This is a genomic window from Streptomyces sp. NBC_00322 (assembly GCF_036147535.1).
Taxonomy (GTDB): Bacteria; Actinomycetota; Actinomycetes; order Streptomycetales; family Streptomycetaceae; genus Streptomyces.
On the sequence record NZ_CP108019.1, the window covers coordinates 2886172 to 2898400 of the forward strand.

Sequence of the window (12229 nt, forward strand, 5' to 3'; positions counted from 1 at the left end):
GGTGAAACTTTCCCTCTCAGCCCAGCAGGACGTCGTCGTCGCCCAGGCGCCTCAGCTCGCGGTAGAGCAGGGCCAGGCCGGTGACGATGGCGGCAGCGGATACGGCGGCGTCGATCAGCCGGAGCGTGTCGCCCTCGTTGCGGGCCTTCTTGGCCTGCTTGGCGACGCTGATCGCGCCGAAGGCGGTGGTGCCGATCGACAGATACGTCCCGGTCTTGGACTTCTTGAAGCCCTTTGCCTTGGTCAGTGCCTTGGTCACAGCGACGGAGCCTCCTCGAGCAGCGGGTGGCCCCACTTTTCCACGAAGGCCGCCTCGACGGCCGCGCCGACCTTGTACAGCCGGTCGTCCTTCATGGCGGGGGCGATGATCTGGAGTCCGACCGGCAGTCCGTCCTCCGGCGCGAGGCCGCAGGGCAGCGACATCGCGGCGTTGCCGGCCAGGTTGGTCGGGATGGTGCACAGGTCCGCGAGGTACATCGCCATCGGGTCGTCGGCGCGCTCGCCGATCGGGAAGGCGGTGGTCGGCGTGGTCGGCGAGACGATCACGTCGACCTGCTCGAAGGCCTTCTCGAAGTCCCGGGTGATGAGCGTGCGCACCTTCTGCGCGGAGCCGTAGTACGCGTCGTAGTAGCCGGAGCTGAGCGCGTACGTACCGAGCATGATCCGGCGCTTGACCTCGTCGCCGAAGCCGGCCTCGCGGGTGAGCGCGGTGACCTCCTCTGCGGACTTCGTGCCGTCGTCGCCGACCCGCAGGCCGTAGCGCATGGCGTCGAAGCGGGCGAGGTTGGAGGAGCACTCGGACGGCGCGATCAGGTAGTACGCGGAGAGCCCGAGGTCGAAGGACGGGCAGTCCAGCTCGACGATCGTCGCGCCAAGACCGCGCAGCAGCTCCACGGATTCGTCGAAGCGCTGGACGACACCGGCCTGGTAGCCCTCGCCGCGGAACTGCTTGACGACGCCGACGCGCATCCCCGCGACCGAGCCGTTCTTCGCGGCCTCGACGACCGGCGGGACCGGGGCGTCGATGGACGTCGAGTCCAGCGGGTCGTGACCGGCGATGACCTCGTGCAGCAGGGCCGCGTCCAGGACCGTGCGGGCGCAGGGGCCGCCCTGGTCGAGGGAGGAGGAGAAGGCGACCATGCCGAAGCGGGAGACGCCGCCGTAGGTGGGCTTGACGCCGACCGTGCCGGTGACGGCGGCGGGCTGGCGGATGGAGCCGCCGGTGTCCGTGCCGATGGCGAGCGGTGCCTCGTACGAGGCGAGGGCCGCGCTCGACCCGCCGCCGGAACCGCCGGGGATACGGGTGAGGTCCCAGGGGTTGCCGGTCGGGCCGTAGGCGCTGTTCTCGGTGGAGGACCCCATAGCGAACTCGTCCATGTTGGTCTTGCCGAGGATGACGACGTCCGCCGCCTTGAGCTTCTTGGTCACCGTCGCGTCGTACGGCGGGATCCAGCCCTCGAGGATCTTGGAACCGACGGTGGTCGGGATGCCCTCGGTGGTGAAGATGTCCTTCAGCGCGAGCGGCACACCGGCCAGCGGGCCGAGCTTCTCGCCCGCCTCGCGCTTGGCGTCGACGGCGCGGGCCTGCGCGAGCGCTCCCTCACGGTCGACGTGCAGGAAGGCGTGCACCTTCTCGTCGACGGCCTCGATCCTGGCCAGATGCGCCTCGGTGACCTCGACGGCCGTGAGCTCGCCGGAAGCGATCTTCGCGGCGATCTCTGCGGCGGTGAGCCTGATGATGGTGACGTTGGTGTCCGTCATGGTGATTAGTCCTCCCCCAGGATCTGCGGCACCTTGAAACGCTGCTGCTCCTGGGCAGGGGCGCCGGAGAGCGCCTGCTCGGGGGTGAGCGACGGACGAACCTCGTCCGCGCGCATGACATTGGTCAGCGGCAGCGGGTGGGAGGTCGGGGGTACGTCTTGGTCGGCGACCTCGGAGACGCGGGCGACCGCGCCGATGATGTCGTCGAGCTGTCCGGCGAAGTGGTCGAGCTCTTCGTCCTTCAGCTCCAGACGCGCCAGCCGGGCGAGGTGGGCGACCTCCTCGCGCGTAATGCCAGGCATGCAGCGATCCTCAGGGGTGAGTGTGCGGTTTTGAGCCCAATCCTATGGGGCACGGGCCACTGCCCACGAAACGGTTGTGCGGCCGGGACCTCCCGGGCCCTGCTCCGGCGTCTCCCGGGACCCCGCCGAATCAGGGAACGACCTGGCCGGAGGGCTCGCTGGTCGGGCTGGCGGGAGGCCGCGTCGCGTCCGAGGCGGGCAGTTCCGCGGCCCGGTGCCAGCCGCGCTCGCCGCGCGCCCGCAGCCATGCCGTGGTCTCCTGCGGCGGCATCGCGGCCGCGACCAGCCACCCCTGGACGGCGTCGCAGCCCAGATCGCGCAGCCGCTCCCAGGTCTCGTCGTCCTCGACGCCCTCGGCGACGACGAGCAAGCCCAGCGAGTGGGCGAGGTCGACGGTGCAGCGGACGATCTCGGCGTCCTCGTTGTCGACGGCGAGCCGGGCCACGAAGGAGCGGTCGATCTTGAGCTCGCTGACGGGGAGCTTGCGCAGATGCACGAGGGAGGAGTAGCCGGTGCCGAAGTCGTCGAGCGACATCTTCACGCCGTGCTCGGTGAGCCCGGCGAGCGTGTCGGCGGCGCGCTGGGGGTCCTCCAGGAGGACGTGTTCTGTGATCTCCAGCTGGAGGGCGCCGGCCGGGACGCCGTGGCGGGCGAGGCGGGCGGCGACGGATCCGGCGAATCCGGGGGTGTGGACATCCCGGGGGGAGACATTCACGGCGACCGGCACGTTCAGCCCCTGGGCGCGCCACTTGGCAACCTGCCCGAGGGCCGTGTCCAGCACGTACTCCGTCAGATGCGGCATCAGGCCCGAGGACTCGGCGATGGCGATGAACTCGTCCGGGGGGACCCGGCCGCGCTCCGGGTGGACCCAGCGGACCAGCGCCTCCAGGCCGGCGACATGGCCGTCGAAGCGGACCTTGGGCTGGTAGTGCAGCTCCACGTCACCGGCGTCCAGCGCCCGGCGCAGATCGCCCAGCAGGCCGAGCCGGTCGGGGGTGTTGCTGTCCCGCTTGGACTCGTACACCTCCACGCCCGTGCGGTCCCGCTTCGCCTGGTACATCGCGACGTCCGCGCGCCGCAGGAGCCCTTCCGCGTCCAGTGCGTGCTCGGGGAAGACGGCGACGCCCGCGCTCGCCTCCAGGACGAGGGTGAGCCCGTCGAGATCGAGCGGCGAGGACAGCTCGGCGACCAGATGGCGGGCGACGCGCTGGGCGCTGGTGGTGGAGTCGGCGGTCGGGAGCAGTACGGCGAACTCGTCGCCGCCGAGCCGGGCCGCCTCGGCGCCTCGGGGCAGGGCGAGCCTCAGCCGGTCGGCTATCTGGAGCAGCAGCCGGTCCCCCGCGAGATGGCCGAGTGTGTCATTGACGGAACGAAAGCGGTCGAGATCGATCAGCAGGAGAGCCGAACGGGCGCCGCTGCCCTCCGCGTCGGCGAGGGCGGACCAGGTCCGCTCCAGGAGCCACTGACGGTTCGGCAGGCCCGTCAGGGGGTCGCGCAACTGCTCCTCCGCTCTGGCCCGGGCGATCCACAGCGTGGAGTCGAGGGCGATCAGCGGTACGGCGAACAGGGGCAGCAGCAGCGGCAGGGCGACGGCGACGACACAGATCAGCGGGGCGATGCCGAGCAGGGCGACCGCGACAAGGCCCTGCCGTAGCAGGGCCGTACGGGCTGCGGTGGGCAGGCCGCCCCCCTGGGGGGCCAGGACGTACCACAACAGCAGCCGGGTGACCACGAGATAGGCGGTGGCGGCGAGGATCACTTCCGGGGCGGCCTCGATGCCCCATTCGAGTGGCGTCCAGGGCGCCTCCACGCTCGGCTCCACCCCGAACACCTCGAGGACGAGAGCCGCCGCGCCGATCCCGAGGATGTCCACGGAGCCGTGCAACACGCCCTGGCGCCAGCGGTGTCTGCGGGCGGCGCCGACCAGGGCGACGACGGCGAGGCTGACCAGTCCGGCCGGCACCCAGCCGAACAGGAGCAGGACGGCGAGGGTGAGGGCGGCGCCGGACCCGGTGCCGCCCCACCAGCGGTCGCGGCCGAGCGCGACAAGATGACCGACGACGATCCCGGTGAGGACGGCGAGCGACCAGCCCGCCGTGGAACCGGGGAAGAGCGCCCGCCCGTCCCCTACCGTGCTGAAGACTCCGAAGACGAGCAGTGCGGCGGCGCATACGACGACGGCGACAGGCAGTCCCGGCGTCATGCCCGCAAGGGCCGCGAATGCACGCGGCCGTGAGACCGGGGCGGCGCTCTCGGTCGGTTTCATTCCCGTCCCTCTCACAGCCGGCGGTGCCGATGCCTCGCGATGGCTCCCGTTGTCATGCCACCACGACTGGAATCCCACCACGCAGCCGTGCACGACAGGCGCACGTCTCAACAGTAGGCCGCAGTGGGCTCGCACGGGCAGCGCTCTACAGCTCTTGCCCGAATGAGACCTGGCCACCCTTATCCATCTGGTATGCGCTGAACGGGTGACCTGTACCGGTCGTTCCGAGCCGGAATCCAGCGGCCGATTCCCGCCCCGTGCGCCCCCTCTTGGCCCCTTGACGAGCCCCTCCCAAGCCCCGCGCACGCCCCCTCCGTCACGCCTCTGGAGGCACAGCGGCCTCACGGGCCGCGTCCGGGCCCTGTTCGAGCAGTACGGCGAAGCCCTCCTCGTCCAGCACCGGCACCTTCAGCTGCATGGCCTTGTCGTACTTGGAACCGGGGTTGTCGCCGACGACCACGAAGCTCGTTTTCTTCGAAACAGAACCGGCCACTTTCGCGCCACGGCTCTGGAGGGCTTCTTTTGCGCCATCCCTGGTGTGGTCGGCGAGGGTGCCGGTGACGACGACGGTGAGTCCTTCCAGCGGCCGCGGGCCTTCCTCCTCGCCCGCGCCCTCTTCCTCCATGCGCACGCCCGCCGCCCGCCACTTGCGCAGGATCTCGCGGTGCCAGTCCTCCTCGAACCACTGCTTGAGGGAGGCTGCGATGGTCGGTCCCACGCCGTCGACGGCCGCGAGCTCTTCCTCACCGGCCTGCTCGATCCGCTCGATCGACCGGAACTCCCGGGCCAGCGCCTCGGCCGCGACCGGGCCGACATGACGGATCGACAGACCCGTGATGATCCGGGCCAGCGGGCGCTCCTTGGCGGCCTGGATGTTCTCCAGCATCGCGAGGGCGTTCTTCTTCGGCTCGCCCAGCTGGTTGGCGAAGACCGTGACGACCTTCTCCTCGCCGGTCTTCGGATCGCGCTTGGGCAGTCCGCTGTCCTGGTCCAGGACGTACGCCTTGATGGGCAGCAGCTGCTCGACGGTGAGGTCGAAGAGATCGCCCTCGTCGGTCAGCGGCGGCTCCGCGGGCTCCAGGGGCTTGGTGAGCGCCGCCGCGGCCACATAGCCGAAGTTCTCGATGTCCAGCGACTTGCGGCCGGCGAGGTAGAAGAGACGTTCACGCAACTGGGCCGGGCAGGAACGGGCGTTGGGGCAGCGCAGATCGATGTCGCCCTCCTTCATGGGGCGCAGCCCGGTGCCGCACTCGGGGCACTCGGAGGGCATCACGAACTCCCGCTCGGTGCCGTCCCGCAGGTCCACGACGGGGCCGAGGATCTCCGGAATGACGTCGCCCGCCTTGCGCAGCACCACCGTGTCGCCGATCAGCACCCCCTTGGCCTTGACAACGTCCTGGTTGTGCAGGGTGGCGAACTCGACCTCGGAGCCCGCGACCGTGACCGGCTCCACCTGGGCATACGGCGTGACGCGCCCGGTGCGGCCGACGCCGACCCGGATGTTGACCAGCTTGGTGTTGACCTCCTCCGGGGCGTACTTCCACGCGATCGCCCAGCGCGGCGCCCGCGAGGTGGAGCCGAGCCGCCCCTGGAGCGGGATCTCGTCGAGCTTGACGACCACGCCGTCGATCTCGTGCTCCATGGAGTGCCGGTTCTCGCCGTAGTAGGCGATGAACTCCCGCACGCCTTCCAGCGAGTCCACGACCTTGTAGTGCTTGGCGGTGGGCAGGCCCCAGGCGCGCAGCAAGTCGTAGGCCTGGGACAGGCGGTCGATGTCGAAGCCCGCCCGCGCGCCGATGCCGTGCACCACCATGTGCAGCGGAAGGGTCGCGGTGACCTTCGGGTCCTTCTGGCGCAGCGAACCGGACGCGGAGTTGCGCGGGTTGGCGTACGGCTGCTCACCGGCCTCCACCCGCCGGGCGTTGAGTTCCTGGAACTTGTCCATCGGGAAGAAGACCTCGCCGCGGATCTCGACCAGATCCGGGACATGGTCCCCGTGCAGCCGGTCCGGAATGTCCGCGATCGTACGGACATTGGGAGTGATGTCCTCGCCGACGCGACCGTCGCCGCGGGTCGCCGCGCGGGTCAGCCTGCCCTTCTCGTACGTCAGGTTCACGGCGAGGCCGTCCACCTTGAGTTCGCACAGGAAGTGGTAGCCCGAGGAGCCCACATCGCGCGCGACGCGCTCGGCCCAGGAGGCCAGTTCCCCCTCGTCGAAGGCATTGTCCAGGGAGAGCATCCGCTCGCGGTGCTCGACCTTCGCCAGCTCCGTCTCGTACTGCCCCGAGACCTTCTGGGTCGGCGAGTCGGGCGTGCGCAGCTCGGAGTACTGCTCCTCCAGCGCCTCCAGCTCGCGCAGCAGCTTGTCGAACTCGCCGTCGCTGATGACGGGGCTGTCCTTCACGTAATACCGGAAGCGGTGCCCCTCGACCTGCTCGGCCAGCCGGGCATGCTTCTCCCGTGCCTCGGCGGGCACAGACCCTTGCTGTTCGACAGCCACCGTCTCGTCCTCCCGTTACTCAGGGTTGTCTGCGAGCGATCTCGCGGCCCGGACGCAGTGGGCGAGCGCCGCGCGTGCGTATGCCGGTGAGGCGCCCGCGAGACCGCATGTCGGGGTGATCACCACGGACTCGCTCAGAGTCCCCGGACTCAGCCCCAACCTGCGCCACAACGTCCTGACACCCATGACGCTACCGGCAGGGTCTGACAATGGAGCATCGCTGGACGGCACGACGCCCGCAAACAGCTGCGTACCGCCTTCGACTGCCTCACCGATCTGATCCTCGTCACGCTCGGTGAGCAGACCGAAGTCGAACGAGACTCCCCCGGCCCCTGCCCGGCGCAGCAGCGCGAACGGCACGTCCGGCGCGCACGAGTGGATCGTGACGGGCTCGTCGCTCACCCCGATCACATCCCGCAACGTGCTCTCGACGACCTGCCGGTCCACCGCCCTGTGGGTGCGATATCCACTGGCGGTCCTGATCTGTCCCCGCAGTACGGCGGTGAGCGACGGCTCGTCGAGCTGGAGCACCACGCGGGCCCCCGGAATCCGGCGGCGCACGTCAGCCAGATGCGAGCGCAGCCCCTCGGTGAGCGAGCTCGCGAGGTCCCGGACGGCGCCCGGATCGCCCAGCGACGCCTCGCCGTTGCGCAGCTCCAGCGAGGCGGCGAGCGTCCAGGGCCCCACCGCCTGGACCTTGAGCGGCCCCTCGTAGCCCTGGGTGTGCTCCTCCAGCGCGTCAAGATCCTCGCCGAGCCAGGAGCGGGCCCGGCGGGTGTCGCGCCCCGGCCGGTCGCTGATCCGCCAGCCGCTGGGCTCGACATGCGCGTACATCTCGACGAGCAGCCCGATGGTCCGCCCGATCATGTCGGCTCCGGGCCCGCGGGCGGGCAGTTCGGGCAGATGCGGAAAGTCGTCGAACGATCCGGCGACGGTCTTCGCGGCTTCGCGGGCGTCCCCGCCGGGCATGGATCCGACGCCGGTCGCGGGACCCCATGGGAATACGTTCATCGCCCGGGCCGCACCGTCACGTCGTTGATCTCGGCGTCGCGCGGCAGGTCGATGGCCATGAGGATCGTCGTCGCGACGGACTCCGGGTCGATCCAGCGGGACGCGTCGTACTCCTTGCCCTCCTGGGAGTGCACCTTGGCCTGCATCGGGCTCGCGGTGCGGCCCGGGTAGACCGAGGTCACCCGGACGCCGTTGCCGTGCTCCTCGTGGCGCAGGGAGTCGGCGAGCGCCTTGAGGCCGTGCTTGGAGGCGGCGTAAGCGCCCCATTCCGCATGGGCGTTGAGGCCGGCGCCGGAGTTGACGAAGACCACCTGGCCGCTGGCGGCCCGCAGGTGCGGCAGGAAGAGCCGGGTCAGCTCGGCAGGTGAGATCAGATTGGCGTTGAGCTGCTGGTGCCAGGTCTTGGGGCGCAGCTCCGCGATCGGGCCGAGGTCGAGGATGCCCGCGATGTGCAGCAGGGAGTCCAGATGCTCCGGCATGGGCTGCATGCCGAGAGACTTGGAAATCCGGTCGGGGTCGGCGAGGTCGGCGACGAGGGTACGGGCGCCCTCGTAGTGAGCGGCGAGCTCCTTGGCGCGGCCGGCGTCGCGTGCCAGCAGGATCAGCTCGTCCCCGCGCGCGTGCAGGCGGCGCGCGACGGCCGCGCCGATGCCGGAGCCTGCCCCGGTGATCAGATGTGTAGCCATACGGGCCATGCTCGCACTACTGCGGGAACAGGGAAGAAGTGCGGCCCGGCCGGTGCTGTCCCCGGTATGGCCAAAGGACACACGATCACCATCGAGCAGACCACGGTCCATGTACGCGTGGCACGCGGCGACGACGTTCTCGCGGAGAGCAGGCGCCCGCTCGTCCTGCGCGAGACGGGCTGCCCCGTGCGCTACTACCTCCCCGAGGAGGACGTACGCACGGACCTGCTGAAGCCCTCCGAGACGCACACCTACTGCCCCTTCAAGGGAACGGCCTCCTACTGGTCGCTGCCGGACGCGCAGGACCTGGTGTGGGGATACCCCGAGCCCAAGGACGAAGTGGCGCAGATCAAGGGGCACTTCTGCTTCTACGACACCGAGGTCGTCGAGGCCTGAGCGCGGGGGGTGCACAAAGAGACACCAAGAGTCAACGCGTAGATCCGGTCGATCGGGCCGGATCTACGCGACCGACGCGGTCCCCGCCCGCTCGGTGGTCGCGATCGTCGCCGAGCCGACCACGCGGGTGCCGTCGTACAGCACGATCGCCTGCCCGGGAGCCACGCCCCGCACCGGCTCGGTGAAGGAGACCTGAAGCTCGTCGCCGACCAGCTCGGCGGTCACCGGCGTCTCGCCGCCGTGGGCGCGCAGCTGCGCGGTGTACGTTCCGGGGCCCGCCGGGGCCACTCCGCACCAGCGCGGCTTGATCGCCGTGAGAGCCGTGACGTCGAGGGCCTCGACCGGGCCCACCGTCACCGTGTTGTTCACCGGAGAGATGTCCAGGACGTAGCGCGGCTTGCCGTCGGGAGCCGGGTGGCCGATGCGCAGGCCCTTGCGCTGGCCGATCGTGAAGCCGAAGGCCCCGTCGTGCGTGCCCAGCTTCGTGCCCGACGCGTCGACGATGTCGCCCTCCGCCGTGCCGAGGCGGTTCGCGAGGAAGCCCTGGGTGTCGCCGTCAGCGATGAAGCAGATGTCGTGGCTGTCGGGCTTCTTGGCGACGGCGAGGCCCCTGCGCTCGGCCTCGGCGCGGATCTCACCCTTGGTGGTGAGGGTGTCCCCGAGCGGGAACATCGCATGCGCCAGCTGCCGCTCGTCGAGCACGCCGAGGACGTAGGACTGGTCCTTGGCCATGTCGGAGGCCCGGTGCAGCTCGCGGCTGCCGTCCTCGCCCGTCACGACCGTGGCGTAGTGGCCGGTGCACACCGCGTCGAAGCCGAGCGCGAGCGCCTTGTCCAGCAGCGCCGCGAACTTGATCTTCTCGTTGCAGCGCAGACAGGGGTTGGGGGTGCGGCCCGCCTCGTACTCCGCGATGAAGTCCTCGACCACGTCCTCGCGGAAGCGCTCGGCGAGATCCCACACGTAGAAGGGGATGCCGATGACGTCGGCGGCGCGGCGGGCGTCGCGGGAGTCCTCGATGGTGCAGCAGCCGCGCGCGCCCGTACGGAAGGACTGCGGGTTCGCTGAGAGAGCGAGGTGCACACCGGTGACATCGTGCCCGGCCTCGGCGGCCCGGGCGGCGGCGACGGCGGAGTCCACGCCGCCCGACATTGCGGCGAGCACACGGAGGGGGCGCTGGGGAGTCTGAGGAGTCATAGCTCTACCAGGGTAAGGGGACCTGGGAACCGAACGCTCGCGAGTATGCGTTGGGCATCGCATGGGGAGCGAATCGAAGCCCGGCGGCGAGCAGGGCAAGGGGCGGGGCGTCAGCCGGCGGGCCGTGCTGATCGGGGGCGGTGCCGTGCTGGTGGGCGCGGGTGTGCTCGCCAAGGACGAGCTGCGGCGTGCCTGGTGGCGGCTGCCGGGGATGGCGAAACCGCGCAAGGAGGGTGAGCTCGACCACCCGGGCGCGGAATGGACGGCTGCGTCCCGGGCGAACTGGCGGCTCGCGGACCGGCCCGACGACTACCGCATCGACATGGTGGTCATCCATGTCGTCCAGGGCAGCTATCCGACGGCGCTGAGGGTCTTCAAGGACCCGGGGCACGGGGCCGCGGCGCACTATGTCGTACGCAAGGACGGGCATGTGGCCCAGATGATCCGCGAGCTGGATGTGGCCTTCCACGCGGGCAACCGCTCGTACAACGAACGCAGCATCGGCATAGAACACGAAGGCTTCGTGGACCGCCCCGGCGATTTCACGGACGCGATGTACCAGGCGTCCGCGCAGCTCACGGCCGGGATATGCACGCGGTACGACATCCCGGTCGACCGGGAGCACATCATCGGCCACGTCGAGGTGCCGGGGACGGACCACACGGATCCGGGGCCGCACTGGGACTGGAACCGCTATCTCGCGCTCGTACGCAAGGCGATACCGACGGCGCGGGAGGCCGCGAAGTCCGCCGAGGCCAGGTCGGGGACTGGCTGAGCCCCACCGCGGACTCGGCCGGACGGAGCCTAGGGAGTGTCTTCAAAGTAGCGTCGTCCGCCCGCCAGGCAGACGGGACTTTGAAGACACGACCTAGCTGAGCCCCGCCGTACGGGCCCGTTCCACCGCGGGGCCTATGGCCTCGGCGACCGCCTTCACGTCGGCCTTGGTGGAGGTGTGGCCGAGGCTGAAGCGCAGGGTGCCGCGGGCCAGGTCCGGGTCGGTGCCGGTGGCCAGGAGGACATGGCTGGGCTGAGCCACGCCCGCCGTGCAGGCGGAGCCGGTGGAGCACGCGATGCCCTGCGCGTCGAGCAGCAGGAGCAGGGAGTCGCCCTCGCAGCCCGGGAAGGTGAAGTGGGCGTTGGCGGGCAGCCGGTCGTCCGGGTCGCCGCCGAGGATCGCGTCGGGGACGGCCGTACGCACGGCGTCGACCAGTTCGTCGCGCAGGGCGCCGATCTCGCGGGCGAAGTCCTCGTGGCGCTCGGCGGCGATGCGCCCCGCGACGGCGAAGGAGGCGATCGCGGGGGCGTCGAGGGTGCCGGAGCGCACATGGCGTTCCTGGCCGCCGCCGTGCAGGACGGGGACGGGGGTGTACTCGCGGCCGAGCAGCAGCGCGCCGATGCCGTACGGGCCGCCGATCTTGTGTCCGGAGACGGTCATGGCGGCGAGGCCCGACCCGGCGAAGTCGACGTCGAGCTGGCCGAGGGCCTGGACCGCGTCGGCGTGCAGCGGGACGTCGAACTCGCTTGCCACTGCTGAGAGTTCGGCAACCGGCATGACGGTGCCGATCTCGTTGTTGGCCCACATCACGGTGGCGAGCGCGACATCGTCGGGGTTGCGCTCGATGGCCTCGCGCAGGGCCTCGGGGTGCACCCGCCCGTACGCGTCGACCGGCAGGTACTCGACGGTCGCGCCCTCGTGCTCGCCGAGCCAGTCGACGGCGTCGAGGACGGCATGGTGCTCGACGGGGCTGGCGAGGACGCGGGTCCTGGCCGGTTCGGCGTCGCGCCGCTGCCAGTACAGGCCCTTCACGGCGAGGTTGTCGGCCTCGGTGCCACCGGAGGTGAAGACCACCTCGCTGGGCCGCGCGCCGAGGGCGTCGGCGAGGGTCTCGCGGGCCTCCTCGACCGTGCGGCGGGCGCGGCGCCCGGCGGCGTGCAGCGCGGAGGCGTTGCCGGTGACGGTGAGCTGCGCGGTCAGCGCCTCGACGGCCTCCGGCAGCATCGGGGTGGTCGCAGCGTGGTCGAGATAAGCCATGGTGGCCCCGATTCTACGAGGCCTTGTGGGGGCGCGGACGCGGCGCAGGGGTGCACGGGCGTGCGGGTGCCCTTTTCCTCC

11 protein-coding genes are annotated in these 12229 nt (G+C 70.7%); 2 read left to right on the forward strand and 9 right to left on the reverse strand.

Features of this window, described 5'->3' with window-relative positions; translation table 11 throughout:
* Positions 1-16: 16 nt before the first annotated feature.
* The 7 genes from OG905_RS12885 to OG905_RS12915 all read right to left on the reverse strand — a co-directional run bounded on the left by OG905_RS12885 (position 17) and on the right by OG905_RS12915 (position 8526).
* Positions 17-259, reverse strand: a complete 243-nt coding sequence (locus tag OG905_RS12885) for a hypothetical protein (protein ID WP_266488598.1) — start codon at positions 257-259, stop codon at positions 17-19.
* A complete protein-coding gene (gene gatA, locus OG905_RS12890; protein WP_266488596.1) occupies positions 256-1761 on the reverse strand; it encodes an Asp-tRNA(Asn)/Glu-tRNA(Gln) amidotransferase subunit GatA in 1506 nt (501 codons plus the stop codon). The genes OG905_RS12885 and gatA overlap by 4 nt, the downstream gene beginning before the upstream one ends.
* Positions 1762-1766: 5 nt before the next feature.
* Positions 1767-2063: an Asp-tRNA(Asn)/Glu-tRNA(Gln) amidotransferase subunit GatC gene (gene gatC, locus OG905_RS12895; RefSeq protein ID WP_016642027.1), complete on the reverse strand. Its 297-nt coding sequence runs from the start codon at positions 2061-2063 to the stop codon at positions 1767-1769.
* Positions 2064-2193: 130 nt separating this feature from the next.
* Positions 2194-4329, reverse strand: coding sequence for a putative bifunctional diguanylate cyclase/phosphodiesterase (locus OG905_RS12900; RefSeq protein WP_328668100.1), 2136 nt, complete (start codon positions 4327-4329; stop codon positions 2194-2196).
* A 316-nt stretch (positions 4330-4645) separates the two neighbouring features.
* On the reverse strand, positions 4646-6829 hold the full coding sequence (ligA, locus tag OG905_RS12905; protein WP_328668102.1) for an NAD-dependent DNA ligase LigA: 2184 nt from the start codon (positions 6827-6829) through the stop codon (positions 4646-4648).
* A gap of 15 nt (positions 6830-6844) precedes the next feature.
* The gene (locus OG905_RS12910) at positions 6845-7840 is read right to left on the reverse strand and encodes a methionine synthase (RefSeq protein ID WP_328668104.1); all 996 of its coding nucleotides are present in this window, start codon (positions 7838-7840) and stop codon (positions 6845-6847) included.
* The gene (locus OG905_RS12915; protein WP_328668105.1) at positions 7837-8526 is read right to left on the reverse strand and encodes an SDR family oxidoreductase; all 690 of its coding nucleotides are present in this window, start codon (positions 8524-8526) and stop codon (positions 7837-7839) included. Before OG905_RS12915 ends, OG905_RS12910 begins: the two co-directional genes overlap by 4 nt.
* A 66-nt stretch (positions 8527-8592) precedes the next feature.
* Between OG905_RS12915 and OG905_RS12920 the strand changes: the two genes are divergently transcribed.
* Positions 8593-8922 carry a DUF427 domain-containing protein gene (locus tag OG905_RS12920; RefSeq protein WP_328668107.1) on the forward strand — a complete coding sequence of 110 codons (330 nt, stop codon included), beginning with the start codon at positions 8593-8595 and terminating at the stop codon, positions 8920-8922.
* 63 nt (positions 8923-8985) lie between these two features.
* On the opposite strand, the gene mnmA is transcribed toward OG905_RS12920, so the two are convergent.
* On the reverse strand, positions 8986-10116 hold the full coding sequence (mnmA, locus tag OG905_RS12925) for a tRNA 2-thiouridine(34) synthase MnmA (RefSeq protein ID WP_328668108.1): 1131 nt from the start codon (positions 10114-10116) through the stop codon (positions 8986-8988).
* 61 nt (positions 10117-10177) lie between these two features.
* Between mnmA and OG905_RS12930 the strand changes: the two genes are divergently transcribed.
* Entirely contained in the window at positions 10178-10891 is a 714-nt protein-coding gene (locus OG905_RS12930) for an N-acetylmuramoyl-L-alanine amidase (protein WP_328668109.1), read from the forward strand.
* Positions 10892-10984: 93 nt separating this feature from the next.
* Here the strand turns inward: OG905_RS12930 and OG905_RS12935 are convergent, their stop codons facing one another.
* On the reverse strand, positions 10985-12148 hold the full coding sequence (locus tag OG905_RS12935) for a cysteine desulfurase family protein (protein WP_328668111.1): 1164 nt from the start codon (positions 12146-12148) through the stop codon (positions 10985-10987).
* Between the last annotated feature and the right edge of the window lie 81 nt (positions 12149-12229).